This window comes from Streptomyces sp. NPDC002018, assembly GCF_042890865.1.
In the GTDB taxonomy this organism is placed as follows: Bacteria; Actinomycetota; Actinomycetes; order Streptomycetales; family Streptomycetaceae; genus Streptomyces.
This window is the reverse complement of record NZ_JBIASO010000013.1, coordinates 60,699-86,268: the sequence shown is the minus strand read 5'-3', so window position 1 is coordinate 86,268 and position 25,570 is coordinate 60,699. Positions and strand designations below refer to the sequence as shown.

Sequence of the window (25,570 nt, the reverse complement as noted above, 5' to 3'; positions counted from 1 at the left end):
CCAGGGCGGCTATATAGCCCGTCAGCCATGCACAGCGTGTCCCGACGCGATTACATGCGGTTTCGGCCACCGTGCGACGAAGAAGCGCCACTCTGGCCAAATCCCCCTGATGACAGGGCGTCAGCAATGGCTTCATAGTTGTAACTTCGGGCCTTCCAGGGCCGATCTCCGCCCACTGGGGAAATCGGCCTCCGGAATCGCTCTGCGGCACCGCGCGATGTCACTGCCAAGAATTGCGGCCCAGACCGTCCGGCCTCACAGAACGGCGCAAGGAGAGCGGCCGTGCATGACGAATTCCTGTGTCATGTCACCGCGTACGGAGTAAGCGGTGGACAGCGTATCGGCGTACCCCTCGGCACATATCGCGCTCCCACTCTGGCACTTGCACTGTGGTGGTTGCGGGATCGCGCGACATGGATCGCCGAACGACTCGATCCCAGTCCGGAAAGCGAGCATTTTCCGGCGGAAGCTCTCGCTCCGGTGGCGGAGAGCGTACCCGACGTACCGGCAGCGCTCCGGGCCTGGCGGGACGATGTGGCCCATCAGGATCTGGTCGCCGAGCATTTGGCCGCCGGACGGCTGCTGCGTGTCGCCACACGCGACGAGACCACCGAATACGAACTGCTCGCGGAATCGGTGGACGCGCTGCGAATGGACCGGGCGCTTCCGGTTCTGTTGGGCACCGCCTCGGCACCGGAAACACCCCGCCAGGAGTACCCGTTCGCGGCTTCCGCGCGGACCCCGGCACATGAGTACCGAAGACACTCGGGCCACGCCGACCGGCAGCGGATGACGCATGAGGAATCGCCCGGCGAAACGATGCGACTGGGACGGCTGTACGGATGAATTCCCCGACGGGCCCGGAGGAGGAGGCGAAACCGCCGTCGCGGTGATCCGGACCCGCCGTCCGGCACCGGCGGGTCGGTCCCCCGCGCTTTCCCCCGGCGTGATTTCGATATGCGCAGGGTGGTCATTCGCGGGCGCCCACCGCCGTGACGCCGGACAGCACCGGACCCGCCGTCACCGCCAGGTCGACGCGCGCCCCGGACCCGGCGTCCGGCGGCGTCGTCGGCGCGGTGAGCGGCGGACTCAGCTCCCTCGCGGGCAGCGCCTCGGCCGGCCGCTCGCGGGTGCGAGCGCCGCCCCGGTGCCGGGCGCATCCGTCGTCGCCACTGCCGCCGGGCTCACACCCACCGACGAATCGACCCACCGACGAATCGGCAACGGCCCGCACCATGAGCGGCCGCGTCGCATCGGCCTGCCGCGCGGCACTGTTCCGCCCCGTGTTCGCGGGCGGGCCCGCAGGGGGTGGTCACCGGGACCGGCGACCACCCCCGCTGCTCACTTCCCGTACGCGACCAGCAGGTGGGTGGCCGGAACCACCACCAGCCCGCCGCCCGCACCGAGACCGGTGAGCGGCTCGGACACGTTGTGCTCGTCGGGCTCGTTGATCGGCGCGCCGACGTCGGTGGACCAGACGGACTCACCGGTGGCGCCGTTGAGCGCCCAGAGCCGACCGGTGCGGGAACCGACGTAGACATAGCCGTTGACGACGATCGGCGCCGTGCTGATCTGGCCGTCGCCCTCGAACTGCCAGCGAGTGGCCAGGGTGCGGCTGTGTCGCTCCTGGAGGACGCCGTCATCGACGAAGTAGCCTTGACGGCCGTCGAAGGCCGGTGCGGGCGACCAGCCGGTGGCCTCGTACGTGCCGCGGACCTTCCCGTCCGCGACGTTGAGGACCGAGGGGACCGTCCCTGCATCGTCGCGAACCCAGACACCGCCGTCAGCGAGAACGGGGGTACGGCCCCCGCCGCCGGAACAGCCCGTCTGGTGGCGCCAGATCGGGTCGCCCGACGTGGGGTCGAAGGCGTAGGTCTGCTCGCACGCGTACGAGACGTAGACCCCGTTGGCCGTGACGGCGGGCGAGCTGTTGTCCCCGTTCTCGACCGGCTGGGTCCAGCGCACCGCGCCGTCAGCAGCGTCCACCGCGTACAGGGTGCCGCCCGAGCCGGCGCCGCCCGTGTACACCACACCGCCGGCGAACGTGGGCGGCGAGGTGAAGGAATACTGCCCAGGCAACTCGACGGTCCAGATCTCCGATCCGGTGGCCGGGTCGAACGCGGTCAGCACGCCGTCGTCGTTCTGGGCGTAGAGCCGGCCGCCCCCGTAGGCGAGCGCGGACCACCAGTAGGTGCCGCCGAGGTCAACGGGCGCCCAGGCGTTCTCGCCCGTGGTCGCGTCCATGGCGTGGAGGATCGTGCCGTACCCGTCCGGCGAGGCAGCGGTGACGAAGACGCGCCCGCCGGCCACGATGGGATAGGAGACGCTTCCGCCCAGGTCACGGGACCACTTCTGGTGGAGCGGCGGCGCCCCCACACCGGAGTCGACGAGACTGCCGTCGTGCCGTGCGTTGATCTGGTAGGTGGTCGAGACCCCGGTCTGCGTCGGCTGCGCCGAGACCGGCGTCACCAGCGCGACGGCCGACAGCGACGCACCGATCAGGGCGGCGATGGTTCTTCGAAGGTTCACTCAGGTATCCCCCATCATCCGGCATCGCTGTGGCGATGCGCTCAGGGCGGACCAGCCCCCAGGTCCGGTGGCCCGCTTCCACGCGCCATAGTCCTCCAGGACCGCCGGAACGGTCGGCTTTTTTCGGGCAGTTGGAGATCTTCGCGACCGCGTTCCGCGATCCCGGCCGGGGCGCCGGGTGTCCCCTGTCTGTTGCCGGGTATCCCCTGTCCGGGGTGAGGGCGCGGGAAGCCCAGCGAGGGGGGGAGCCTTGACGACGCATCGTGCGCTGACCGGGCTGGTGATGAATCCGGCGGCACCCGTCGGCGTGCTGCTGCGGCTGCTGGCGCTGGACGACGGCGACCGGGTCGCGAGGCTGCTGTCATTGCGCCGGACGCTGCCCGACCGTGTGGCCGAGGCCATGCTCGCCCACCCTCATCGCGGGGTGCGGTTCGCACTCGCCGAGAGCTCGGCCGCCGACCCCGGACTGCGGGCCCGTCTCCTCGACGGGCCGGCGTCGGACGCCATCGCGGTCGCCTTCGGCCCGCGTCCGTACCGGACCCAGGTGCCGCCACTGCCGCAGTGGGCGTACGAGCGGCTGCTGAACCACGAGCAGGACCTCGTCCGGTACGAGACGGTCAATTCGCCCACCGTGCCGGGACATGTGCTGGTGCGGCTCGCCGGCCATGAGGACCCGGGGTTCCGGCTGACCGCCTGCCGTCGCGTCTGGCACGGACTCACCGACGACCGGCGCACGGCGCTCCTCGGCGATGCGCACCCGGCGGTGCGCACGACCGCGTCGCTCCAGGTCATGCACGAGAACGAGGAGCGCACCGCCGAGCTCGTCGAGACACTCGCGGACGACTGGCGGCTGGGGGACGTGATGGAACACGGCCTGCTCGGGCGGGCCCTCGCCGAGCGCCTGCTGGACGAGGGGAGACTGCTTGCGCGACTCGCGCGCAACCCCACGTTCCCCGCCGGCCTCGCGGAACGGCTCGCCGATCACGAGGATCCCGCCGTGCGGCTCGCGGTCTCCGCCCGCCCCGGCCTCTCGGAGGAGGAACGGGCCGCGATCGACTGGACGGTCACCCCCGATGACCGGCTGGAGACCCTGCGATGGGTGTGGGACGCCCGAGAGGAGCCAGAGGTCCTGCGCCGGTGCGCGACGTCCGCGCACACCTGGCTGCGGCGCAGCGCCGCGGTGTGTACGGAGCTGCCCGACGACTGCGTGGAACTACTCGCGGACGATGCGGACTTCGTCGTGCGGCTGCTGCTCGCCGAGCACCACCCGAAGGCACCGGCGGAACTGCTCCTCGATCTGTATCTGAACGGCACACACCGGGCCGTCGGCATGCTGGCTGTCAGGCCGCAGTTCCCGGCGGCCGGCCTCGCGGCGCGTTTCGCGGACGCGGCGGACCCGTGGGCCCGCGCCCTGGCCGTACGCGACCCCGGTGCGACACCGGCGCTGGTCGAAGGGCTGAGCCGGGACCCGGAGCCGGGGGTACGGGAGGCGGCCGCCCGGGACCCACGGCTTCCGGTGCCCAGGCTGGTGGAGCTGCTGGAGGATCCCGACGTGGGCGCCGCCGCGGCCGGCAATCCCGCCCTGCCGGCCAGGGAGATGACAGCGCTCCTGGACCGGGCGGGTGTCCCGGGCTGAGCACCCCGGTCCCCAGCGCCGTTCCGCGGCCCGCCCTCCATCCGGGGACCGGCCGGCTCGACCTGCGCCCCGACCTCTCCGGACCACCGATGGGCCGGGGCCGACGGGCCGGAGGGGAGATCGTGATCCTCTCGGTTCGTGTCAGTACCGGGGACTACGGTCGTGGGCATGATCGAACACGATGAGCCGTCGGACTCAGTGCGTCGACCGGGTCGGCTCACCGAGGAACGCGGCGGCCCGCCTGCCCCAGCCGGCGATGTCCTGGGGCGTGGTGGAGACGTGGAGTCGTGACGCCGGGATCAGCGCCTTGAGACGCTCCGCCGTCTCCACCGGATGAACGGGATCCGTGTCCCAGGCCAGGATCAGTGTGGGCAGCCGGAGAGCGGCGAGCGCTTCGGGCGCCGGCAGATCCGAAGCGGCCGCGCCGGCCAGCACATGCGGCAGGAGCGCAGCGGAGACATCGGGCTCGGCGGAGTAACGGGTACCCGCGAGGGCCGCGGGAGCCGGACTGTCGCGGATCAGTGCCATCAGCCCGGTGGCGTCCCGCGCCGCGAGGTCCGCCATGTACCGATACTGGCCCGCCTGCGCCGCGCGGGCTTCCCAGGCTGTGGGCGGGGTGGTGAGCACGAGGCGGGAGAACCGGTGCGGGGCCCGCACCGCCGCGTGGAGCGCGGTGGCGGTTCCCATCGACGCGCCGATGACGCCGACCGGCCTGTCGGGCGAGAAATGGTCCGCCAGCGCCAGCATGTCCTGGGCGAGAGCGTCCCACCGGTAGTCCTCCGGCCTGGGCGCCCCTGTGCTGCGACCGTGTCCACGGGCGTCGTACGAGATGAGCCGGTGCCCCGCCGCGGCCGGAGCGTAGTCGACCAGGTCGCGGGCGGTATCCGCGGCACGGCTGGAGGTGAGCCCGTGGGCGTGGAGGACGACGTCGCCCCTCCCCCTCGCGGTGAAGGCGATCTCCGCGCCCCTGACCGGGACCTGTGCGCCGGTCGCGTCCTCTCCTTGTCCCGGCACGCGGCCCGTACGCGCCTCGTGCCGCGTCACTGGCCACCCGGCTTTCCCTGGGCAAGGCGGGAGAGGTGGTCCCACTGCTCCAGGGCGGCGAGCCGGCCGGTGTACTCGGTGCGCAGGGCTTCCAGGCCGCCGGTCCCGAAAAGGACACGCAAGGGGGGTTCGGGAGCGTCCGCCAGGGCGAGGAGCGCGTCCGCCGTCGCGGCGGGGTCACCGGGTGCGAAGCCGCTCGCGCCGGCCCCGGCGTACAGCGCCTCGCGGGCGTGGGCGTAGGCCGGATCCTGCCGGGCCTGGGGCGAAGAAGCCACGAGGCCGGTGGGGAACATGACGGGTTCGACCAGGGTGACGTGGATGCCGTACGCCGCGACCTCGGCCGCGAGTGACTCGCTCATCGCCTCCAGGGCCCATTTCGAGGACTGGTAGACACCCAGTGCCGGGTAGGCGACCAGGCCCCCGAACGAGGAGACCTGCACGATGCGGCCGGCGCGGCGCTGCCGCATGCCGGGCAGCACAGCCCTCGTGGTCCACAGCGCCCCGAAGTAGTTGACGTCCATCTGCGCCCTGGCCTGCTCTTCGGTGACCTCCTCCACCGCGCCGACCAGCATATGACCGGCGTTGTTGACCAGAACGTCGATCCCGCCGAATCGCTCCTCGGCCGCGCGCACGGCGTCGTCCACCGCGGCGGAGTCCGTGACGTCGAGTCGCAGTGACAGGACGCGATCGCCGTGGCGCTCGGACAGCGGGGCCAGCGCTGCCGAGTCCCGGGCGGTCGCCACGAGCCTGTCACCGCGGGCGAGGATCGCCTCGGCCCAGTACGCGCCCAGTCCACGGGACGCACCCGTGACAAACCAGGTCCTGGGGGTGTCAGCAGTCGTCATGAGGGTTCTCTCCGCATTCGTCCGGCCGGGCGTCTCCCGGCTCGACGCCAGTGTTCCGCCGGGCCATGGCCGTAGGCAGAGTCGCTCTACCCAGGGATCGGCGGTCTCTGGCTGCCGTTTCCCCGACGGCGCAGACTGAGGGGTGGACACACAGCAGCTCGCCGATTTCCTGCGGGTGCGCCGCGAGGCGCTCACCCCGGGCGACGTGGGCCTTCCCGCCACGGGCAGAAGGCGCACACCCGGGCTGCGCCGTGAGGAGGTCGCCCGCCTGGCCGACATCTCCACGGACTACTACACGCGTCTGGAACAGGACCGCGCGCCGCAGCCGTCACCGGGGGTGCTGCGGGCCGTCACCCGGGCGCTGCGGCTGACCCTGGACGAGCGCGACCATCTGTTCCGCCTCGCCGGGCACCGGCCACCGGAGCGCAGACGCTCGGACGACCATGTGCCGTCGGGCCTGCTGAGCGTGCTGGACCGGCTGTCGGACTTCCCGGCCCAGGTCATGACCGACCTCGGCTCCACCCTCGCCCAGAACGACCTGGCACGTGCGGTCTTCGGCGACCTCACCCGGCTCCACGGCCCGGTCGGCACCGTTGTCCACCGATGGTTCACCGACCCCTCGGCCCGCGCCGGACATCCCCTCCAGGACCACACCGCGGAGTCCCGGGCACTGGTCGCCGACCTCCGCGCCGCGGTCGCCCGCCGCGACGACGCACCGGCCAAGGAACTGGTCGGCCGGCTACTGCGCGAGAGCCCCGAGTTCGAAGCCCTGTGGCGCCTGCACGACGTCGGTGTGATGCGCAGCCGGCGCAAGCGCATCCACCATCCCGGCGTCGGCCTCCTGGAACTCGACTGCCAGGCCCTCATCGACGAGGACCGTACCCAGGTCCTCGCCCTCTTCCCGCCCGCGGCGGGAACACCGACCGCCGAACGCCTCGCCCTCCTCGGCACCCTCGGAGCCTCCACCGGGCACCGCTCACCCGGTGCGACCTGAGGCCGCGCGGGCCGCCGAGCACGTCACGCGGGAAACTGGCTCGTCGTGAGGTCCCCGCTCGGGAAGGATGAGGGCATGGAACTGCGTGGGGACAGGGTCGTGCTGCGGACGATGACGGAGGGCGATTCCGAAGTTCTCGACAGGATCGTCAGAGAACCGGAGGTCGCGGCGTGGTGGCCGCCCCCGGACGACTACGAGGACATGCTGGCCGTCGTTCTCGCGGGTGAAGTCATCGGAGCCGTCCAGTTCGACGAAGAGACCGACCCCGAGTTCCGGCGGGCCGGCATCGACATCTTCCTGACGGCGAGTCATCACGGGAAGGGGCTCGGCGCCGACACCGTGCGCACGCTGGCCCGGTGGCTGGTGCGCGAACGCGGCCATCACCGGCTGACCATCGATCCCGCCGCGGCCAACACCGCGGCGATCCGCAGTTACGGCAAGGTCGGGTTCAAACCCGTAGGGATCATGCGAGCGTACTGGCGCGACCACCGCAGTGGCGCTTGGCAGGACGGGTTGCTCATGGACCTGCTCGCGGACGAGCTGACCTGACACGGTCGGCTGTCGGCGGTCGGCTGCGGGCTACGGGCTGCGGGCTGCGGGCTGCGGGCTGCGGGCTGCGGGCTGCGGGCTGTCGAACCCTTCGGGGTCGTGCCGCACAAGGGCGTACGGTTCCAGCGCGTCTCGCTCGAATCCCCTGCCAGGCCCCGGACGGCGCGGGGCGCGACGGCGAACCATCCGTGTGCCGGTAACGCCGGGCCGTGGCCCTTGCCCCGCGGCCCTTGGGGCGGCGGGGCGACGCGCCCTCGGTCAGTCCCGCGTGGCCGTCGGGCGCGCCCTGTCGCCTCGCGCGTACAGGCGGCCCCGGCGCTTCGCGTGGCGCAGGAAGAGGGCCGTGAGGATCAGGCAGACCAGGATCGCGACGACGCCCGCTTCCGGGCCGAACGAGCCGCCGGTGATCGCCTCCGGGCCACTGACCGTTGCTTCCAGCAGGCTGCCGAGGCCGGCCGCCGAGCCGGAGACGGTGGTGCCGAAGATGCCGCCCACCGCCATGTTCCAGCCCAGGTGCAGACCGATCGGCAGCCACAGGGTGCGCGTCGCCGCGTAGGCCGCGGCGAGGAGCAGGCCGCCCTCGATGCCGATGGCGAAAGCGCCCCAGAGCGTGGCTTGGGGGTTCACCAGGTGCACGAGACCGAAGATCAGCCCTGACGCGGCCATCGCGCCCCAGGTGCCCGCATGCTCCTCCAGGAGGCGGAACACGACGCCCCGGAAGATGAGTTCCTCCGTGACGGCCACGCAGCACATCAGTCCCAGCGTTGTCAGCGCGCCGCCGAACGATCCCCAGCCGTCCACGCGGTAGCCGCCGGTCATCGCGATGACGGTGATCGTCACGGCGAAGCCGCCGAGGCCGATCAGCGCGCCCTGCCGCACTCCGGACCGTGCGTCCGCCATCCGCAGCTCCCGCGGATCACGGTCCTCCAGGCGCCGTACCAGCCACCGGTAGAGGCCGATTCCCAGCGCGGCCGTCAGCACACCGAACAGCAGACCTGTCACCGGTGTCGCGTCGGCGGCGCCGTTGACCAGACCGGCGAGAGCGCTGAACACCGCCAGGGCGACGATCACCACGACGGGCCGTCCCCACGGGGACCGTGCCCACCGGCGCGCACCGGCCGCCTTCGTCCCCTCACTCCGTACGGGTGCGAAGTCGTCCCCTGCCGGGGGCCGTTGATCGTTGTTCCGCGGTGCCATGGTGTCCTCCTCGTGGCCCGGTGCGGCTGCACCGATGTCCGACGCCGGAAAAGTAGGCGCCGGAGGCACGGTGGATCGTCACCGCCGAGTGGACACTTCCCGGGGACGGCTGTCCCCCGTCGGAGCCACCCCCTGCGAGCTACATGAGATGTCCTCCCACGGGGGACGTGGGGACCCCTGGCCCCTGGATACGCTCCGCCCGACGCCCGATCCCGAAGCGCGAGGACGTAGTGAGAATCGACAGGCAACCGCCGCCCGGCCCGCAGGCCGTCACCCGCTTTTCCCGCCCGCTGTCGACGGTGGCCGAGCGGTACCGCTCCCTGTCGGTCTGGTGGCACACGCGGCCGTCGGGCACGCGGGACCTCGAGTTCGCGGTGGTGCTGGCCGTGCTGTCGTTCGCGGCGCCGCTCGACAGCGTCGGGGCCCAGTTCGGCGACCTGCCCGTCCGGCAGGCCGGTGCCCCGAGTGTCCTGCTGACCTTGGGGCAGACCCTCCCGCTCGCCGTGCGCACCAGGGCGCCGGCCGTCTGTCTGGCGTTGGTGGGCCTCTGTTTCGCGGCCTTCCAGACGTGCGCCTATCCGCCGAACTTCGGCAGCATGGGCCTGTATGTCGCGCTGTACTCGGTGGGCGCCCACCAGGATCGGTGGCGGCTGCTGCTGCCGGTGCCCGCCGTCGCGGCGTACCTGGTCTTCGCGCTCGTCCTGTGGCGGCTGGGCTCCCCGGCGGGCTTCGTCGACTACGCCGTCTATTCTCTGGCGCTCGCCGTGTTCTGGGGAGCGGGTGCGTACGTACGGGGGCGTCGCGCGGACGAGGCGGAGCGGCGGCGGCTCGCCGCACTGGCGGCCACCGCCGGAGAACGTGCGCGCCTGGCGAGGGAGTTGCACGACGTGGTGACCCACCATGTGACGGCGATGGTCGTCCAGGCCGACGCCGCGCAGTTCCTCTCCGCCTCACCCGGTTCCTCCGACGACCGCCTGGCCGAGGGACTGACCGCGATCAGCGGCACCGGCCGGCGCGCCCTGGCGGAACTGCGTTATCTGCTCGGTGTGCTGGAGGCGACCGGCGAGTCGGCTCCGAACGAACGGGCTCCGGCGCACGGGAGGTTGTCCGACCTGGTCGAGCAGACCCGGCTGGCGGGGCAGCCGGTCGAATTCGTGGAGGACGGTGAACGGGCGCCCATGGACATCGGTACCGAACTCGCGGTGTACCGCGTCGTACAGGAGTCGCTCACCAACGCGGTGAAGTACGCCGCCGGACGGCCCACGCTGGTCCGCGTCCACTACGGTCGCCATCACATGGACGTCGCGATCATCACCGAGGGGCCGGACGGTGCCGCCGCCGGGGCCGCACCGCGGCCGGGCAGTGGCCACGTGTCGGGCAGTGCTCACGTGTCGGGCGGCCGAGGGCTGGGTGGGCTGCGCGAACGGGTGGACATGCTCGGTGGCCGGTTCACGGCCGAGTCCCGGCCCGGCGGCGGGTTCGCGGTCGGCGCCCGCATACCCACCGGAGGTGCCGTATGAGCACGCCTCCCACGCCCGACGGACCTGCCGGACCTGCCGGACCTGCCGGAGCTGCAGGCCCCGCCAGGACGGACGTTCCGCCGGCTCCTGTCCGGGTGCTGGTCTGCGAGGACCAGGCCCTGGTACGGACCGGCTACGTCACGATCTTCTCCGCCCAGCCCGACATGACGGTCGTGGGCGAGGCCGCGGACGGGCGCGCGGCGATCGAGGCGGCCGAGGCACTGCGGCCCGATGTCGTCGTGATGGACATCCGCATGCCGGTGCTCGACGGCATCGAGGCCACCCGCCACCTCGCCGGACCGGAGTCCGCCCACCGTACGAAGATCCTCGTGGTCACGACCTTCAACGTGGACGAGTACGTCTACGAGGCCCTGCGCGCCGGTGCCAGCGGCTTCCTGCTCAAGGACGCGCCACCGAGGGAACTGGTCGAGGGCGTCCGCACCGTCGCACGCGGGGACTCCCTGCTCGCGCCGGCTGTCACCCGCACCCTCATCGGTACGTACGCCGACCGTCTGCGCCCCTCCGCCCCGGCCGTCTCGCCCAACCGGGAGCGGCTCAAGGTGCTCAGCCCGCGTGAACACGAAGTGCTGCGGCTGATCAGCCGAGGGCTCTCGAACGCGGAGATCGCGGCCGAGCTGGTGCTCAGCGGCGAGACGGTGAAGACCTACGTGTCCCGCATTCTCACCAAGCTCGATCTGCGCGACCGCGTCCAGGCCGTAGTCCTCGCGTACCGCGCGGGCGTCGCCGACAGGAGTGGCGGGAGCGCGTGACGGACGCCGGCTCTCGCATGGTGGGGGTCGGGGACTTCACCGGCGATCAGATCGGGGCACCGTCGGCCGGCGAAGGCGCGGCGCACGGGCGGAGGACCATGAGCGAGCCTTCCAGGACCGCCGCCATGGCAAAGGGGAACCGGTCGACCTCAAGACAGAGTGCGACGTCATCGGGATGGACTCCTTGGCGCACCCCCTGCGCCAGCTCGGCGGCGGCGCGCGACTCGGCAGCGCGGCGGAGGAACCCAGCAGCATCCGTCCCAGCCCCGGTGGCCCTCCGAGCGATGTAGTGAGCGCACGCCAGATCTTCATCGGCCTGCCCCTCGTCGCCGGTGACCACGAACGTGACACTGTCACTCGCGCGTGTCCGCAGGAGCCGAGCCGTAGCCTCCGCCACCACGAAGCCGGCGCACAGCACCAGCGACGCCTCCTTGACCGCGAGGGCGCCGACCGTGCCTGCCGTGGTCTTCTGCACAACGGTCCGTCCGCCGAGGTCAGCAGAGCGCAGCAGGCCCGGCGAGTTGACCATGTCGAACCCGGGCGCGGGCGGACCGTCCTTGAGCGCCACCCAATCCGGATGGGAAGCCTTGAGCGCCAGGGCTTCGTCCAGCGACTCAGCAAGAACGATCTTCTCCGCCCCCCGGGCAAAGGCCCAGGCAGCCACGGTGAAAGCACGCATGACGTCCACTACGACCGCCACGGACGGGACTTCGACCAGCTCAGCGATGCCAAGGAAACGAACGTCCATCCGATCATGATCGCGCATGCCCGACCCGAAGCACCCAGGCGGTGATCCACATCACATCGACGGCATCGGAATGCAACACACCCGACTGCCCGCGCCGCGAAAGCGGTCCACAGCGACGTGCCTGTTCAAGCGCCACACGGGGTCTCCCGCACACAGCCCCTGCGGGCTCAAGCCTGATGGTCAGCGGTGTCCAGAGCACGGATGATCCGTTGGACTTCCTGTCGCCATTGGTCGGCGTCGGAACTGTGCACCCAGCCCGTCGCCGCTTCCGATCCGTCTCGCAGGACTCGGTGAAGGGCGTTCCGGGCCAACGCGCGGAGTGATGTCGGCAGCTCTGGCAGTGGCTCCTTCGGTCCGTCTTCAGGATCGATCACCACCTGGGCGCCGGGAAGTTGGCCGGCCACGAGTGCGGCAGCGGCGATTGCTTCGACGCCGTCCCCGCCGTCCAGACGCGCGCCGGAGTTCATGACTCGTTGGAATGCCCGCTCGAGCACGTCAGCGATGTGCTTGGGGGCGAGTCCGTCAAGTTCATCGACGAAGTCCGCTGCGAGGTCGCTGTCGAACGGGCCGGTTCCCCACGTTCCCATGGCTGAGCTCCTGGTATCGGTGTCTCGGACGGGGTCAGCGTGCCAGGAGCCACTGACAGTCCTCATGGAGGAGGTTCTGGATCTGTCCCCGGTCCGCAGCCGGACAGCTGCGAACCCTTCGCGGCCTACCGCAGGCGCCGGGGAACGCTCCTCCCGCGCCTTTCGTCCACAGTGCGGTAGACCGTCTACAGCGCTACAGATGAGTCGGATGGTCACGCAGGACACCCCCGCCCACACCTATGGGAGCAACCCCCTTATGGCCGTATCCGCGCTCGCCGCTCGCCCGGTGGCCCCGCGGTGAGCCGGCCGACGCCCCAGGCCCCGCCCGTGCGCCGAGGCGTCCGTCCGGCACCGCTGGGGGGCGCCATGCTGCTCGCCGTGGCGTTCGCCCTGCTGACGGTGGTGGTGACCGGCCGGGACGGCGCGCCGTTCCCCCTGGACCGTGACGCGCTCGACTGGTCGCTGGGGCACCGCCCGTCCGAGGCCCTGGCGGTGGCGCGGGGGATCACGGCGACCGGCACCGGGGCCCTGCCCTATCTGTGCGCGGTCGTGGCAGGGCTGCTGGCCGGCCGGGACGTACGGCGGCTCACCGCGGCGGCCGGCGCGTTGGTGTTCCTCCTCGTCGTACAGGCCGTCCGCTACGGCGTCCTGTACGCCGTGGGCCGGCCCCGGCCCCCGGTCGCCGACTGGGCGACCCACGCCTCCCGCTACGCGTTCCCCTCCGGGCACGCGACGACCTCGGCCCTCGTGGCGGGTCTGCTGGTCTGGGCGGTGCTGCGCCGGAGCCGCGCGCCCTCCCGCCGTGAGGGCTGCGAAGGCGACGGAGGCCACGAAGACCGTGGAAGCCGTGCAGGCCGCGAGGACGGGCGCCCCCGGGGCCGGGGCTTCCTCGCGTACGCGCTCTGCGCGCTGATCGTCTGCTGGGCCGTGGCCGTCGGGCTGAGCCGGGTCTATCTCGGGGTGCACTGGATGACCGATGTCCTCGGCGGGTGGCTCTACGCGGGCACCTGGCTCGGTCTCGGGGCGGCACTGATCCCGGTGGAGCGGTGGCTGCCGCCGCGTGACCGGCCCGAGGGCGGGTGAGTCCGGGGCGCCACGGTCGCCGCGGGTCCCGTACCCGGGTGCCGTGCGCGCGTGCCGCGCCCGGGTGCCGTGGCCGGGCGCCGCGCCCGCCTGCCGCGCCCGGGTGCCGTGCGCGGGTTCCGGAAGCGGGTTCGGAGGGCAGGTTCCGAGGGCGCGAGGTCAGAGCGCGCGGTGCATGATGTGCAGCCCGACATAGCCACGCGCGGGATGCCGGAAACCCTCCGGCACCGTGCCCAGGATCCGGAAGCCGAGCGACTCGTACAGCTTCACGGCGTGTGTGTTGGTCTCCACGACGGCGTTGAACTGGATCGAGCGGAAGCCCGCCGCACGGGCCCAGTCGAGCGTGTGCACGACCAGCGCCCTGCCCACCCCGCGTCCCGACCGCGCCGGGTCGACCATGTAGCTGGCGGTCGCGACGTGCGCGGCGTTCCCCCCTTGGTTGTTCTGCATCTTCGCCGTGCCGAGGACCGTGCCGCTCTCGTCCACGGCGACGACGGCACGGTTCGGAGCCGCCGGCAGCCACCAGTCCCGGCCCTCGTTCTCGTCCAGGTCGAGCGGATAGGAGAACGTCTCACCCGCGGCGACGATCTCGTGGAAGAACGGCCAGATGGCGGACCAGTCCTCGGCGGTGGCTTCCCTGATCAGCATGCGGCCAGGATGCCGCCACCGTCCGCCCGGTCGCCAGCGCTTTCTCCGGGCGGCCCGGAGAGGCTTACGCGCGCACCCCGGGCGGCCTGCCGTCTTTGCTGGATAATGACCGTAATGAGGCAAAGAGGGGGAGCCGAAAAGAGGCGAATCGCTCATGTTCGAAGCTGAGGACATTCGTGAGTGGCGGGGCCACGATGTGGTCGACGCCGACAAGAAGAAGATCGGCTCGCTGGAAGCCGTCTATGTCGACACCGCGACGGACGCCCCGTCGTTCGCCACCGTCACCGTCGGACTGCCCACCAGGCGGCGCCTGGTCTTCGTCCCGCTGGGCGACGCCACGGTCGGTCCCGGCTATCTGAAGGTCACCTGGGACAGGAACCTCGCCAAGGAGGCTCCCTCCATCGACACCGACGGAGAACTGCTCGCGCAGGACGAACCGCAGATCTTCTCGCACTACGGACTGCCCTACGCGACCGGCGCGGCGGGCGAACGCCGTCTCGCCCGCCGCTGAGACGGGCCGGCCGGGAGGCCCGGCCCGGGGGCCCCGTATGTCGGCCGGGCCCCGTACGGCCGAGCCTGTCGGCGCGAGCGGGCTCAGACCAGGTTCTTCTCCAGGTTCGCCAGGTAGGCGGGCATGAAGTGATCGCGGACGCCGTCCGAGGCGGGTGCGAACATATCGGCCGTACGGCCCGTCACCCGGTCCCTGAGGACATCGACGAACGGCAGCCGGTCATGGATCCTCCCGTGCGCGTCGAAGTACTTGACGGTGTCCACATGGGTGAAGAGCGGCGCCGGCGGGACCTGCGGAACGATGTCGTTGTTGTTGACGAAGCGGTACGTACGCCTCTTCAGGGCGGAGTTGTACGCGGCGGCGAGCAGCCGGTCGCAGGTGCGGGGCTGGCCGTAGGTGTAGATGCCGTCGGCCAGGATCCTCGGCTCCTCGAAGTACATCCGGGTGCCCGCGAGCATGGCGAGCGCGCCGCCGAGGCTGTGGCCGGTGAACCACACGGTCTGGCCGCCGGTGCGGAACTCCTCGACGGCGTCGCGCACATCCGGGTAGACGGAGGCGAGCGCCTGGTGGAAACCGTGGTGGACGAAGCCCTTGTTCGCGGGACCCGGCACGGGAGGGGTGGTGCCGTCGGTCAGCCAGTCACGGATCTCGTGGGGCGTGGTACCGCGGAACGCCGTGATGATCATCCGGTCGCTGGCCGCCGTGTACGCCTGGGTGTCGTCGAGGGGGAACGGCATCTGGTGCCGTGACGCGAAGTGCCGGAACCGGTCGAACCCCCATTCGGCCAGGGCGGACCGGGCGACGTCCTGGTCGCGGTAGGCCAGTTCCGAGGCCTTGGCCAGCCAGTAGGCGTGCGACAGATCGTAATCCGTCGTCTGATGGTCGATCGGGGCGAGGGGCACGAAAGAACCTCCGGGCATATGCGGGTATTCAGTGTCAAGCCCGATGATTGGCTACTCTCCGGACTCCTCCCAGAACCGCGTTCACCCGCACGGACGGCGCACGGAAGCGCTCGGGCCACCGGGGAGCGCGCGAAGCGCGTATCCCTCCCAGGGAGTTGGCCGAAAACCGACGCCCCCTCTCTCGATTGGTCTGGACCACATGGCTGGGCTCCCGCTAGGGTCCCTGCCAGCCGACACCCCGTCACGAGCCTCCCCCGACCGGCCTCACCCTGTCCCGCTCCCCCCGTCGGCTCTGCACCGAGGACCGAAGTGCCGTGGTTGATATCGTTGTCGTACTCCGGGCCGAGGACGCCGTCCTCGACTTCCTGTCCGTGCTCACCGACGACCAGGGCGGTGAGACCCGGGTGATCCTCGGCGACCGCGCCGAGATGCTGACCCTCCCCGCCGGAACGGACACCTCCGAGCGGCTCGCTCTGCTCGCGCCCCATGTCAGGCCCGTGACCGGGGGCATCACCGCGCCGGGCCCCGAGGTCCTCGCCGGTCTCCTCCGCCGGGCCGGAGCCGGGCGCGGCCTACAGGACGGGCCGGACGCACACGACGGACAGAGCCCGGAGACCGTCCGGATCTGGACACACTCCCCGGCGGACAACCGGCGCAGCCGAGGACGGCTCGGCCGTGACACCGCCCTCGCCCGCGGCCTGCTCGACGGCGGCGGTGACGGCGGCGGTGACGGTGGCGCCGGGGAGGACGGGCCCCCGCTGCGCCACGCCGTCGGCTACTCGCCGTATCTCCAGTTCCTCAGCGATCTGGACCGGCCGCTGACCCGGAGCCGGGTCGCCGCGAAGCTGGACTTCGTCAATCACGCGTGCGGGCATCTGCTGACCGAGGAGGACCCCGACTACGTCGTGCAGACGGCCCGTATCCCCGCCGCCGAGCGCTTCTTCGACGCCGACCCCGGCGAGCGCGAGCGGCTCTACGCCCTGCTGGCCAGCCTGGACGACGAGGCCGCGTCCGTCGAGGACCCCTGGGAGTTCGGCAGTTCGCCGTACGAGGAACAGCGGCTCGACGCCACCGCGGAGTGGGTACGGGACCACTGCGCCGGCGCCGGGGGTCTCCTGGTGGAGGTGGGCGCCTGCGAGGGCGCGCTGACCCACCGGCTCGCCGCCGCGGGGTTCTCCGTACGGGCCACCGAGCCCAACGCGGCCTTCAGGACCCGGCTGGGCTCCGCGTTCGCCGGCTCGGGAGCGGTCACCGTGGACGGAGCCGATCTGGCCGAACTGGCCAAGGAGGACGGGCCGCCGCGCGCCACGGCCCATCTGCTGATCGAGATGCTCTACTACGGCCAGGATCTCGCGCTGCTCGACGGACTCGCCACGGACCTGGTGTTCGTCGCCCTCGAACCGGACACCCTCGCCTCCCAGGTACGGCCCTGGCTCGAACGGTCCACGGTGTGGCGGGCGGACGAGGAGGTCGTGCTCGTCCCGCCGCGGGTCGAGACCGTCTGCGCGGGACGCGCCTATCTGAGCAAGCGCGGCAGTGTGGGCCTGCTGCTGCGGCGCACGGCCGGCTGACCACCCGGGAGAGCGGACATGTACGACCGCTGTGTCGGTCTCGGCTACCACTGCGAATCCACCTATCAGATCCGCCGTATCACCGGCGACGACCGCGCGCACTTCTTCGACTGGCTCGATCTCGACTTCGAGTCCGTCGTGGAGACCGTCGCCGCCGACTTCGCCAACGTTCTGCGGCCGGGCATGGTCGAACCGTTCAGCGACGGCCTCTGCGCGCTGGACCGGGGCTCCGACATCCGGTTCTTCCACGACTTCCGGGCCTCCTCGGGCAGCGCGCTCAACCACGAGGACATCGGGGCGCAACTCGGCTCCGTGCGGGCCAAGTTCGCGGCGCTGGCCGGCCGCTGGCGCACGCTCGCGGCATCGCCGGCGCGGGTGCTGTACGTCCATCACGACGCCTTCGACGAACTCGTCGCGGCCGATCTGCGCCGGCTGCGGCTGGTCATCGCGACGGCGCATCCGGGGCACCGTTTCGAGCTGCTCTGGCTGCGCCGTACACCGCCCCCGGACGCGGACGCGCTCGGCCCCGGGATCGGATGGGGCACCGTGGCGGCGGCTCCCGGGCGGTGGCAGGGCGACGACGCCCAGTGGGACACCGCCTTCCACGGCATACGGTTCACCGGCGGCCGACCGCAGGCGGTCCGGAACCGGCTCGGCACCACGACCGGGAACCGGCTCGGCACCACGACCGACAGGAGCACTCCCGTATGACCACGCCCCGGCCGGCCCCGGCCCCGTCCGCCCCGCCCGCCACCGTGATCCTCTCCCCGCACTTCGACGACGCCGTGCTGTCGCTCGCGGGGCTGATCCCCTCGCTGGACTCCCCGGTCACGGTCGTCACCGTCCACGGCGGAGCGCCCTCCCCCGACCACGGCGTCTCCTGGTGGGACAGCACCTGCGGTTTCTCCTCGGCGGGCGAGGCGTATCTCGCCCGCCGGGCGGAGGACGCGCGTGCCTGTGCGCTGCTCGGTGCCGGGTGCGTCGCCCTGGGGCATCCCGACGGCCCCTACCAGGACGGAGGCCCACTCGACGAGCTCGACAGCTATCTCGCGGACCTCGATCCCGGGACCCGGCTGCTGGTTCCGCTGAGCACCAATCAGCCCGATCACGCGCGGGTGCGCGACCACGCCCTGGGGCGGCTCACCGCCCTCGGCAGGCCGCTGCCCCTCGTCTACGCCGATCTGCCGTACACGGGTCATCTGCCGGAGTGGGGCACGCCCGGGACGGAGGCCGCGCTCGCCAAGCACGTCGACTTCGGAGTGGCCTACCAGGATCTCGACAGCCGTTTCGCGCTGCGGGTCGCGTACGAGCTGAACCTGTCCGACGAGCGGTGGGCGGCCAAGCGCGCGGCGGTGCAGTGCTACGCCTCGCAGCTCGCGCCGCTCGCCGTCGACCACGGGAGTGTGCTGGCGCGCGGCGGTCCGCTGCGCGCCGAGCGCGTGTGGGCGCTGGAGGAGCGCCGCTGACCGGTGCGGCATATCCTCGGCTGACAGGACGGACCACGGCCGTCGGGCGCGGCCGTGGGCACCGGAGGCCCCCATCCGGGGGCCGTGGACCGGGCGGGGCGCCCGCCGGGGTAGTAGACGACATATGACCCGAAAGCCTCTCGGTGCGGCCGAATACCGGCACCGGCTGGAGCGCGTGTACAGCAGGATCATCACGTCGCCCGCCGGGCTCGCCTGGAGTCGCGGCCGGGAGATGGAGCTGATGCACCGGGCCATGAGCTTCGCCGCGCTCGGCTTTCTGACGCTGGTGCCCCTGCTGGTCCTGGTCGCCGCCGCCGACCCGGCGAGCGGCGAGGGGTTCGCCCGCTGGCTGGGTCAGGGGCTCGGGGTGTCGGCGTCGGCGCAGGAGCAGATCCAGCAGCTCTTCGGCAGACCGGGGCAGGCGTTGCAGCGTACGACGGCGTTCGGTCTCGCCGCGCTCGCCGCGTTCGGTCTGACGTTCGGTTCGGCGGTGCAGACCGGTTACGAGAAGGTCTGGGAGCTGCCGACGGCCCGCTGGCACACCATGTGGCGCCATGTCGTCTGGCTCGCGGTCCTTGTCTTCTTCCTGCTGGTCTTCGTCAACACGCCCGTCACCTCCGCGTCCGTGATCGAGCTGGTGATCTCCACGGTGGGTGATGTGATCGGGACGTTCCTCTTCTTCTGGTGGTCGCAGCGCTTCCTTCTCGCGGGCCGCGTCCGCTGGCGCGCCCTCATCCCCGGCGCCATCGCGACGGCGCTGGGACTGCTCGGGCTCCGGGTGTTCTCGCGTCTGGTCTTCTCGCCCCTGATCGCCGCGAACGCCGTCACCTACGGCCCCTTCGGCACGGTGCTGGTCCTCCAGTCCTGGCTCGTCGGGGTCGGTTTCGTGGTCTACGGCGGGGCGCTGGTGGGCCGGCTCTACCACGAGCACCGCACCCATCTGCGCCTCCAGCACGAGATCGAGGCCGAGAAGATCTGATCCCGCCGCGCCCGGCCGCCCCGGCACGGTGGACATCCGCCCTGGACGGCGGGCACCTCCCGCTGGAGAGCGGACTCCCCGCGGGGCGCGCCGCGCGGAACGGCACGCCCCGTTTCATGGCCCCGCCCCCGTCAGAGGTCGAACTCGCCCGGCGCGACCCCGACGGCGAAGCAGGCCTCGCGGACGACCGCCCGCTCGCTCTCGTCGAAGTCGCCGTCGGCGCCGCCGATGACGATGCCGATCTGGATCACCGCGCGCGCCTCGGTGGGCTTCTTGGCGACCTTGCCGATGGTCTGGAGGATGCCGACCTTGCCGAACCCGGCGTCGAGCGTGAGCTTGTGGCAGTAGTCCTCGAACCGGGTCCTGAGGTCCTCGGCGGAGAAGTTCTGGAGTACCTCGTTGGTCATGATCAGCGAGGCGACACGCTGCCGCTCGGACGGGTCGACGGAGCCGTCGGCGGCGGCGACCAGGGCGCACATGGCCATGCTCGCGTCGCGGAAGGCGCCGCTCCTGAGGTCGTTCTTCTTGGCGTTGAGCTGCGTCTGCATCGACGAGGCGGAATCCTTGATGCGGTCCCACAGGGCCACGGGAACTCCCCTGGGAGTGTCGGTCACGATGACGGTCGTTCGAGCTGGGCCGGCCGGCCCAACCCTTGTAAATCTACAACACTGTAGAAATAAGCACCCCGAGGGCGCGCACGACCGGGCCCCGCACGGCAACCACCCGACTCCCTCTACACGTCTGTAGAGAAAGTAGAGTGCACGAATCGCACAGGGTGATGACCGGCGCGCCCAGCGGGCAGGCGGTGGGCAGACCGGTACGGGGGACGGAGGAACAGCGTGGGTACGGAATCCAGGCAACGGCGGGGCCCCGCCGAGGGCGGACGGCCGCGCGCCGCCCGGGGCGCGCGCCGCACCCGACTGACCCGGCGCGGCCGGATAGCCGTCTGGACCGGCGGGGTCCTCGCCGTGGGGATGATCGCCGCGTCGGGCGCCGCGGCCTGGGTCTACCAGGACCTCGACGGCAATATCCACTCCGCCGACGTCGACAACAGGATCGGGGGCGGGCGGCCGGTCAACGCGAGTCCGGGCTCCAAGAACATCCTGGTGGTGGGTTCGGACTCACGGGCCGGCGGCAACGCGAAGTACGGCAGGGACCTCACCACCATGCAGTCGGACACGCTGATGGTCCTGCATGTGGCCGCGGACCGGAAATGGGCCACGGTGGTCTCGCTCCCCCGGGACTCCTGGGTGGCCGTCCCGGCCTGCGACCGGGGCGACGGCAGCCGCTCCGCACCGCACCACTTCAAGATCAACGAGGCGTTCGCCATAGGCGGTACGGGCGGGGAGGTCGCCGGCGCCGCCGCCTGCACCATCAGGACCGTCGAGCGGAACACCGGACTGCGGATCGACCACTTCATGTCGGTCGACTTCCAGGGCTTCAAGGGCATGGTCGACGCGCTGGACGGCATCGAGGTCTGCCCCCGCACGGCGATCCACGACACCAAGGCCCATCTCGATCTGGCCGCGGGCTGCCAGACCGTCAAGGGCGAGAAGGCCCTCGGGTACGTACGGACCCGCTACAGCATCGGCGACAGCTCCGACCTGGGGCGCATCGGCAGGCAGCAGGAGTTCATGGAGGCCCTGGCCGCGAAGGCCCGGACCAAGCTGACCAGCCCGAACGCGCTCTACGGATTCCTGGACTCCGCCACCAGGTCCCTGACCACGGACAAGGCACTGGCGGGCATCAAGCCGCTCTCCGCCCTCGCCTCCGAGATCAAGCACGTCCCGGGCGACCGGCTGACCTTCCTGACGGTGCCGAACTATGTGCGCGAGGTCGACGTACCGGCCGACAGGGCCAATGTCGTCTGGCAGTATCCGCAGGCCGCCGACCTGTTCACCGCCCTCGCGCAGGACAAGGAGGTCGACAAGGAGCGGCTGGCGGCCGACTCGAAGGACCCCGTCTACGCCCACACCGTACGGATACGGGTCCTCAACGGCACCGGCACCCCGGGGAGGGCCGCGAAGGCCGCGGACACCCTGCGCACGGCCGGATTCACCGTCACGGGCATCGGCAACGCGCCCGAGCCCACGCAGCGGACCACGGTCCGTCATCCGCCGGGCCTGAGGGCGTCCGCGGAGGTGCTGGCCTCCCGGCTGCCGGGCAGCGCCGTACGCGAGGACGCCCAGGCGGCCCCCGGGGCGGTGACCCTGACCCTGGGCCCGGACTTCGACACCCTGAGATGATCCGCGCGACGGCCGGTCCACCGGATGACCCGCACCGACCGCCACCGGGCGCTGTTTACGATTCCTTTACTATATCTGAACGGGGTGCCCACCCCGTCCCCATCCATCCGATCCGAGAAGGAGCTGCGGTCCCGCAATGGGTGAGCCTCCCAGTACGAGCCGTGCCATCCCCGTCCCGACGAGCCGGCGGGCGGAGGTGGCACGGTGACCGAGGTACTTCTGCTGCTCCTCGCTCTCGCGCTCACCCTCGCCTGCGCGGTGTTCGTCGCGGCCGAGTTCTCCCTGACCACGATCGAGCGGAGCGAGCTGGAACGTGCCGCAGCCGCGGGCGAGCGGGGCGCCGCGGGCGCGCTGGCGGCGGCCAAGCGGCTGACCTTCCAGCTCTCCGGCGCCCAGCTCGGCATCACGGTGACCTCCCTGGTCATCGGCATGCTCGCGGAGCCGTCCCTCGCCGTGCTGCTGAGGGGCCCGCTGGAGGCCACGGGGCTGCCGGAGGGCGGTGTCTCCACCGTCGCCACCCTGCTGGGTGTCGGCCTGTCCACGGTGGTGCTGATGGTGGTCGGTGAGCTGGTGCCCAAGAACTGGGCGATCTCCAGTCCGCTGGCCGTCGCCAAGGTGGTGGCGGGGCCGCAGCGCGGCTTCACCGCGGCCTTCGGCCCGCTGATCCGGCATCTCAACAACACCGCCAACCGGCTCGTACGGCGCTTCGGTCTGGAGCCCGCCGAGGAGCTCGCCTCCGCCCGTACACCCGAGGAGCTGGTCGCCCTGGCGCGGCACTCCGCGCGGGAAGGCGCCATAGAGGCGGACTCGGCCGAGCTGTTCGTACGGACCCTGCACCTCGCGGAGCTGACCGCGGAGAACGTGATGACGCCCCGGGTGGATGTCCGGGCACTGGAGGCCCGTGCCACCGCCGGGGACGCCGCCCGGCTGACCCTGGCGACCGGTCTGTCCCGGTTCCCCGTCTACCGCGACAGCCTGGACGAGGTCATCGGCACCGTCCATGTCCGTGATGTCCTCGCGCTGGACGAGACCCTCCGTGACCACACCCCCGTCACCGAACTGGCCACCAGCCCGCTGCTCGTCCCGGACTCGCTCCCGGTCGACCGGCTGCTGCGGCGGCTGCGGGAGGCGCGGACGATGGCCGTGGTGATCGACGAGTACGGCGGCACCGCGGGCGTCGCCACCGTGGAGGACATCGTCGAGGAGGTCGTCGGAGAGGTGCGCGACGAACACGACCCGGACGAGACGCCCGACCTGGTCCCGCAGGAACCGACCGCGGACGGCCGCCGCGTCTGGGAGGCGGACGGCGGAGTCCGGCTCGACCAGCTCGCGGAGATCGGCCTGGACGCGCCCGACGGACCCTACGAGACGCTCGCGGGCCTGCTCGCGACGCGGCTGGAGCGGCTGCCCGTCCTCGCGGACACCCTGGAGATCGACGGCTGGCGGTTCGCCGTCCTGCGCATAGAGCACCGGCGCGCCGACCGGGTGCGGATCACCGCGTCCGCGCCGGCCGGCGACCCCTCGGAGGACCACCGATGACCGTCCTGCAACTCGCCATCGGCGTGTTCACCCTCTTCACCAACGCGCTCTTCGTGGGTGCGGAGTTCGCCCTCATCTCCGTACGGCGCAGCCAGATCGAGCCCCTGGCGGTCAAGGGCAGCCGCCGCGCGAGGACCACCCTGTGGGGACTGGAGCATCTGTCGGCCGCCATGGCCACGGCGCAGCTCGGTATCACCATCTCCTCGCTGGTGCTGGGCGCCGTCGCCGAACCCGCGATCGCGCATCTGCTGGAACCGCCGTTCGAGGCGATCGGTGTGCCCGAGGGGCTGATCCATCCGATCGCCTTCGTGATCGCGCTGACCCTGGCGACCTATCTGCACATGCTGGTCGGCGAGATGGTGCCGAAGAACATCGCGCTGGCCGCACCCGCGCCGACCGCGCTCGCGCTGGGGCCCGTCCTGGTCGCGCTGACCCGTGCGCTGCGTCCGGTGATCTTCGGGATCAACGCGTTCGCCAACGCCATCCTGCGGCTGCTGAAGGTGGAGCCCAAGGACGAGGTCGGGTCGGTGTTCACCGACGACGAACTCGCCCGGCTGGTCAAGGACTCCAGCGAGGCGGGACTGCTGGATCCGGCGGACGGGGAGAGACTGCGGGATGCCCTGGAGCTGGGCACGCGCCCGGCGGGCGAGGTGATGGTCCCGCTGAGCAGGACGGTCACGGTCGGCCACCGGGTCACCCCGCAGGAGCTGGAGCGCGCCGCCGTGTCGTCCGGCTTCTCCCGGCTGCCGGTCACGGGGCCGGACGACACCATCCTCGGCTATCTGCACATCAAGGACGCGCTCGGCGCCGAGGAGCGCACCCGGCCCTTCCCCCGCGGTGCGCTGCACACGGTGATCCGGGTCGAGATCGACACGCCGCTGGACGACACCATGACCGCCATGCGCGCCGCCGGGACGCATCTCGCGGCCGTGACCGGTGACAAGGGGACCGTCATCGGCTTCGTCACCATGGAGGACGTCCTGGACGAGCTGGTCGGCCCGGCGGCCGGCTCACGGACCGCCGGTCAGCAGTGACACGGGGTCGGCGGTGACACGGCCCCGGCCCGCCGGGCGATGACGCGATCCGTCGGGCGTCCGGTGCCCCGTCCCGGGCCCCGGACGCCGCGGCGGGCCGCGGGTCGCGGGATCCGGCTCAGGGCTTGCGTGCCACCCCGGCGTAGCAGGCCGCTTCCTTGGCGGTGATGTTCTCCGCGTGGTCCTCGGGGTCGGGTCGCCACTCGTGCGACGGGGTGATCCCCGGTTCGAGCAGCTCCCAGCCGCTGAAGAAACGGGCGATCTCCTCGCGGCCGCGCGCCTGTCCTGGGTTGCCCGACGCCCGGTAGGCGGCCGTCAGCCGGGCGATGCCCTCGGGGTCGAACTCGGGCGTCACATGGGCGATCGCGAGCGTACTGCCCGACGGCAGCGCGTCCTTGAGGACCTCGACGATGTCATGGGCGCCGTGCTCGTCGGTCACGAAGTGGAGCAGCGCGTTGAGGCTGAGCGCGATGGGCCGGGTGAAGTCGAGTGTCGAGCGGATCTCCTCGGCGGCCAGCAGGGCTTCCGGCGCGGTGACATCGGCGTGGGCGTAGGCCGTGCGCCCGGCGGGATGGCTGTGGAGCAGCGCGCGGGCGTGCGCCAGCACGATGGGATCGTTGTCCGTGTAGACGACATGGGCCGTCGGTTCCTCCTGCTGCACCACCTCATGGAGGTTCGGTGAGGTGGGGATGCCCGTCCCGATGTCGAGGAATTGACGCATGCCGTCGCGGGCGAGGAAGCGGACGGAGCGGTTCATGAAACGACGGTTGATACGGGCGGTGGACAGGATGGAGGGGAAGGCGGTCATGGCACGGGCCGCCGCCTCGCGATCGGCGGGGAAGTTGGTCGTCCCGCCGAGGTAGTAGTCGTACATCCGCGCCGAGTGCGCCCGGTCCAGCTCCAGATCCACCGCGCTGTTGTCCCCCATCGTGACGACCCCTGTTCTCGATGCCGGTTGACCGTCGGTGGCTGCCCACCACCGCATACGGACAACCGTACGAGACACGCCAACTCCGGTTACCAGCGGGCCTGGTGTGAGAGAAGAAACAGAATGGGCCAAGCCACTGACTCCGCGATTGAGTAATCATATGATGACTATCAGCGCAAAGCCCCAGAGGTGCTCCGCGCAGTAAGGGCACCCGGTGGGCCGGCTGATCAATGAGAGAGGACCA

The 25,570-nt window shown here is 71.5% G+C and carries 25 protein-coding genes and 1 pseudogene; 15 read left to right on the top strand and 11 right to left on the bottom strand.

Annotation, left to right across the window (positions count from 1 at the left end; genetic code table 11):
- Window positions 1-282: 282 nt before the first annotated feature.
- Window positions 283-678 (top strand): annotated as a pseudogene (locus ACFYYH_RS22165) (hypothetical protein); the annotation flags it as partial.
- A gap of 292 nt (window positions 679-970) precedes the next feature.
- On the opposite strand, the gene ACFYYH_RS22160 reads toward ACFYYH_RS22165, so the two are convergent.
- Both ACFYYH_RS22160 and ACFYYH_RS22155 read right to left on the bottom strand, forming a co-directional pair.
- Complete coding sequence (locus ACFYYH_RS22160) at window positions 971-1,210, bottom strand: hypothetical protein (RefSeq protein WP_388553633.1); 240 nt, start codon at window positions 1,208-1,210, stop codon at window positions 971-973.
- Between the two features lie 131 nt (window positions 1,211-1,341).
- Window positions 1,342-2,529: a PQQ-binding-like beta-propeller repeat protein gene (locus ACFYYH_RS22155; RefSeq protein WP_388553630.1), complete on the bottom strand. Its 1,188-nt coding sequence runs from the start codon at window positions 2,527-2,529 to the stop codon at window positions 1,342-1,344.
- 250 nt (window positions 2,530-2,779) lie between these two features.
- Here ACFYYH_RS22155 and ACFYYH_RS22150 point away from each other — a divergent pair, with 250 nt between their 5' ends.
- Window positions 2,780-4,165: a hypothetical protein gene (locus tag ACFYYH_RS22150; RefSeq protein WP_388553627.1), complete on the top strand. Its 1,386-nt coding sequence runs from the start codon at window positions 2,780-2,782 to the stop codon at window positions 4,163-4,165.
- A gap of 195 nt (window positions 4,166-4,360) precedes the next feature.
- On the opposite strand, the gene ACFYYH_RS22145 is transcribed toward ACFYYH_RS22150, so the two are convergent.
- The gene (locus ACFYYH_RS22145; protein WP_388553624.1) at window positions 4,361-5,209 is read right to left on the bottom strand and encodes an alpha/beta fold hydrolase; all 849 of its coding nucleotides are present in this window, start codon (window positions 5,207-5,209) and stop codon (window positions 4,361-4,363) included.
- Entirely contained in the window at window positions 5,206-6,054 is an 849-nt protein-coding gene (locus ACFYYH_RS22140) for an SDR family NAD(P)-dependent oxidoreductase (protein ID WP_388553621.1), read from the bottom strand. Before ACFYYH_RS22140 ends, ACFYYH_RS22145 begins: the two co-directional genes overlap by 4 nt.
- A 142-nt stretch (window positions 6,055-6,196) precedes the next feature.
- On the opposite strand from ACFYYH_RS22140, the gene ACFYYH_RS22135 reads away from it, so the two are divergent.
- Both ACFYYH_RS22135 and aac(6') read left to right on the top strand, forming a co-directional pair.
- Window positions 6,197-7,048 (top strand): helix-turn-helix transcriptional regulator, encoded by an 852-nt coding sequence (locus tag ACFYYH_RS22135; RefSeq protein WP_388553618.1) that lies wholly within the window; start codon window positions 6,197-6,199, stop codon window positions 7,046-7,048.
- A gap of 75 nt (window positions 7,049-7,123) precedes the next feature.
- A complete protein-coding gene (gene aac(6') / locus ACFYYH_RS22130; protein WP_388553616.1) occupies window positions 7,124-7,597 on the top strand; it encodes an aminoglycoside 6'-N-acetyltransferase in 474 nt (157 codons plus the stop codon).
- Between the two features lie 258 nt (window positions 7,598-7,855).
- On the opposite strand, the gene ACFYYH_RS22125 is transcribed toward aac(6'), so the two are convergent.
- Window positions 7,856-8,794, bottom strand: a complete 939-nt coding sequence (locus ACFYYH_RS22125; RefSeq protein ID WP_388553613.1) for a CPBP family intramembrane glutamic endopeptidase — start codon at window positions 8,792-8,794, stop codon at window positions 7,856-7,858.
- 230 nt (window positions 8,795-9,024) lie between these two features.
- On the opposite strand from ACFYYH_RS22125, the gene ACFYYH_RS22120 reads away from it, so the two are divergent.
- Both ACFYYH_RS22120 and ACFYYH_RS22115 read left to right on the top strand, forming a co-directional pair.
- Window positions 9,025-10,314 carry a sensor histidine kinase gene (locus ACFYYH_RS22120; RefSeq protein WP_388553610.1) on the top strand — a complete coding sequence of 430 codons (1,290 nt, stop codon included), beginning with the start codon at window positions 9,025-9,027 and terminating at the stop codon, window positions 10,312-10,314.
- A gap of 95 nt (window positions 10,315-10,409) precedes the next feature.
- The gene (locus ACFYYH_RS22115) at window positions 10,410-11,084 is read left to right on the top strand and encodes a response regulator (protein ID WP_388553607.1); all 675 of its coding nucleotides are present in this window, start codon (window positions 10,410-10,412) and stop codon (window positions 11,082-11,084) included.
- 46 nt (window positions 11,085-11,130) lie between these two features.
- Here ACFYYH_RS22115 and ACFYYH_RS22110 read toward each other — a convergent pair whose 3' ends face one another.
- A complete protein-coding gene (locus ACFYYH_RS22110) occupies window positions 11,131-11,832 on the bottom strand; it encodes a 2-phosphosulfolactate phosphatase (protein ID WP_388553604.1) in 702 nt (233 codons plus the stop codon).
- Window positions 11,833-11,999: 167 nt separating this feature from the next.
- Window positions 12,000-12,419 carry a DUF4259 domain-containing protein gene (locus ACFYYH_RS22105; RefSeq protein ID WP_388553602.1) on the bottom strand — a complete coding sequence of 140 codons (420 nt, stop codon included), beginning with the start codon at window positions 12,417-12,419 and terminating at the stop codon, window positions 12,000-12,002.
- 366 nt (window positions 12,420-12,785) lie between these two features.
- Between ACFYYH_RS22105 and ACFYYH_RS22100 the strand changes: the two genes are divergently transcribed.
- Entirely contained in the window at window positions 12,786-13,502 is a 717-nt protein-coding gene (locus ACFYYH_RS22100; protein WP_388553600.1) for a phosphatase PAP2 family protein, read from the top strand.
- Window positions 13,503-13,661: 159 nt separating this feature from the next.
- Here the strand turns inward: ACFYYH_RS22100 and ACFYYH_RS22095 are convergent, their stop codons facing one another.
- Window positions 13,662-14,150 (bottom strand): GNAT family N-acetyltransferase, encoded by a 489-nt coding sequence (locus tag ACFYYH_RS22095; RefSeq protein WP_388553598.1) that lies wholly within the window; start codon window positions 14,148-14,150, stop codon window positions 13,662-13,664.
- Between the two features lie 154 nt (window positions 14,151-14,304).
- Between ACFYYH_RS22095 and ACFYYH_RS22090 the strand changes: the two genes are divergently transcribed.
- A complete protein-coding gene (locus tag ACFYYH_RS22090; protein ID WP_365904259.1) occupies window positions 14,305-14,661 on the top strand; it encodes a PRC-barrel domain-containing protein in 357 nt (118 codons plus the stop codon).
- 83 nt (window positions 14,662-14,744) lie between these two features.
- On the opposite strand, the gene ACFYYH_RS22085 is transcribed toward ACFYYH_RS22090, so the two are convergent.
- Window positions 14,745-15,563 (bottom strand): lipase family protein, encoded by an 819-nt coding sequence (locus ACFYYH_RS22085; RefSeq protein WP_388553596.1) that lies wholly within the window; start codon window positions 15,561-15,563, stop codon window positions 14,745-14,747.
- A gap of 314 nt (window positions 15,564-15,877) precedes the next feature.
- Here ACFYYH_RS22085 and ACFYYH_RS22080 point away from each other — a divergent pair, with 314 nt between their 5' ends.
- From ACFYYH_RS22080 to ACFYYH_RS22065, 4 genes are all read left to right on the top strand, one after another.
- Window positions 15,878-17,134, top strand: a complete 1,257-nt coding sequence (locus ACFYYH_RS22080; RefSeq protein ID WP_388553593.1) for an SAM-dependent methyltransferase — start codon at window positions 15,878-15,880, stop codon at window positions 17,132-17,134.
- Between the two features lie 18 nt (window positions 17,135-17,152).
- A complete protein-coding gene (locus ACFYYH_RS22075; protein ID WP_388553590.1) occupies window positions 17,153-17,845 on the top strand; it encodes a papain-like cysteine peptidase in 693 nt (230 codons plus the stop codon).
- Complete coding sequence (locus ACFYYH_RS22070; RefSeq protein WP_388553587.1) at window positions 17,842-18,600, top strand: PIG-L deacetylase family protein; 759 nt, start codon at window positions 17,842-17,844, stop codon at window positions 18,598-18,600. Before ACFYYH_RS22075 ends, ACFYYH_RS22070 begins: the two co-directional genes overlap by 4 nt.
- A gap of 124 nt (window positions 18,601-18,724) precedes the next feature.
- Window positions 18,725-19,579 carry a YhjD/YihY/BrkB family envelope integrity protein gene (locus ACFYYH_RS22065; protein WP_388553585.1) on the top strand — a complete coding sequence of 285 codons (855 nt, stop codon included), beginning with the start codon at window positions 18,725-18,727 and terminating at the stop codon, window positions 19,577-19,579.
- A 131-nt stretch (window positions 19,580-19,710) separates the two neighbouring features.
- Here ACFYYH_RS22065 and ACFYYH_RS22060 read toward each other — a convergent pair whose 3' ends face one another.
- On the bottom strand, window positions 19,711-20,166 hold the full coding sequence (locus tag ACFYYH_RS22060) for a tellurite resistance TerB family protein (RefSeq protein ID WP_388554017.1): 456 nt from the start codon (window positions 20,164-20,166) through the stop codon (window positions 19,711-19,713).
- A 387-nt stretch (window positions 20,167-20,553) separates the two neighbouring features.
- On the opposite strand from ACFYYH_RS22060, the gene ACFYYH_RS22055 reads away from it, so the two are divergent.
- The 3 genes from ACFYYH_RS22055 (at window position 20,554) to ACFYYH_RS22045 (ending at window position 24,398) form a co-directional block, all read left to right on the top strand.
- On the top strand, window positions 20,554-21,825 hold the full coding sequence (locus ACFYYH_RS22055; protein WP_388554014.1) for an LCP family protein: 1,272 nt from the start codon (window positions 20,554-20,556) through the stop codon (window positions 21,823-21,825).
- Between the two features lie 204 nt (window positions 21,826-22,029).
- Window positions 22,030-23,364 (top strand): hemolysin family protein, encoded by a 1,335-nt coding sequence (locus ACFYYH_RS22050; protein WP_388553582.1) that lies wholly within the window; start codon window positions 22,030-22,032, stop codon window positions 23,362-23,364.
- Window positions 23,361-24,398 (top strand): hemolysin family protein, encoded by a 1,038-nt coding sequence (locus ACFYYH_RS22045; RefSeq protein ID WP_388553579.1) that lies wholly within the window; start codon window positions 23,361-23,363, stop codon window positions 24,396-24,398. Before ACFYYH_RS22050 ends, ACFYYH_RS22045 begins: the two co-directional genes overlap by 4 nt.
- 118 nt (window positions 24,399-24,516) lie before the next feature.
- Here ACFYYH_RS22045 and ACFYYH_RS22040 read toward each other — a convergent pair whose 3' ends face one another.
- On the bottom strand, window positions 24,517-25,326 hold the full coding sequence (locus ACFYYH_RS22040; RefSeq protein ID WP_388553577.1) for an SAM-dependent methyltransferase: 810 nt from the start codon (window positions 25,324-25,326) through the stop codon (window positions 24,517-24,519).
- Window positions 25,327-25,570 lie beyond the last annotated feature (244 nt).

Bases quoted from the DNA above. Each gene is read 5' to 3' on its own strand.
- ACFYYH_RS22065 (WP_388553585.1), top strand. From the start codon at position 18,725: ATGACCCGAAAGCCTCTCGGTGCGGCCGAATACCGGCACCGGCTGGAG.
- ACFYYH_RS22070 (WP_388553587.1), top strand. From the start codon at position 17,842: ATGACCACGCCCCGGCCGGCCCCGGCCCCGTCCGCCCCGCCCGCCACC.
- ACFYYH_RS22055 (WP_388554014.1), top strand. From the start codon at position 20,554: ATGATCGCCGCGTCGGGCGCCGCGGCCTGGGTCTACCAGGACCTCGAC.
- ACFYYH_RS22125 (WP_388553613.1), bottom strand. From the start codon at position 8,794: ATGGCACCGCGGAACAACGATCAACGGCCCCCGGCAGGGGACGACTTC.
- ACFYYH_RS22100 (WP_388553600.1), top strand. From the start codon at position 12,786: ATGCTGCTCGCCGTGGCGTTCGCCCTGCTGACGGTGGTGGTGACCGGC.
- ACFYYH_RS22040 (WP_388553577.1), bottom strand. From the start codon at position 25,326: ATGGGGGACAACAGCGCGGTGGATCTGGAGCTGGACCGGGCGCACTCG.
- ACFYYH_RS22110 (WP_388553604.1), bottom strand. From the start codon at position 11,832: ATGGACGTTCGTTTCCTTGGCATCGCTGAGCTGGTCGAAGTCCCGTCC.
- ACFYYH_RS22095 (WP_388553598.1), bottom strand. From the start codon at position 14,150: ATGCTGATCAGGGAAGCCACCGCCGAGGACTGGTCCGCCATCTGGCCG.
- ACFYYH_RS22075 (WP_388553590.1), top strand. From the start codon at position 17,153: ATGTACGACCGCTGTGTCGGTCTCGGCTACCACTGCGAATCCACCTAT.
- ACFYYH_RS22140 (WP_388553621.1), bottom strand. From the start codon at position 6,054: ATGACGACTGCTGACACCCCCAGGACCTGGTTTGTCACGGGTGCGTCC.
- ACFYYH_RS22045 (WP_388553579.1), top strand. From the start codon at position 23,361: ATGACCGTCCTGCAACTCGCCATCGGCGTGTTCACCCTCTTCACCAAC.
- ACFYYH_RS22105 (WP_388553602.1), bottom strand. From the start codon at position 12,419: ATGGGAACGTGGGGAACCGGCCCGTTCGACAGCGACCTCGCAGCGGAC.
- ACFYYH_RS22090 (WP_365904259.1), top strand. From the start codon at position 14,305: ATGTTCGAAGCTGAGGACATTCGTGAGTGGCGGGGCCACGATGTGGTC.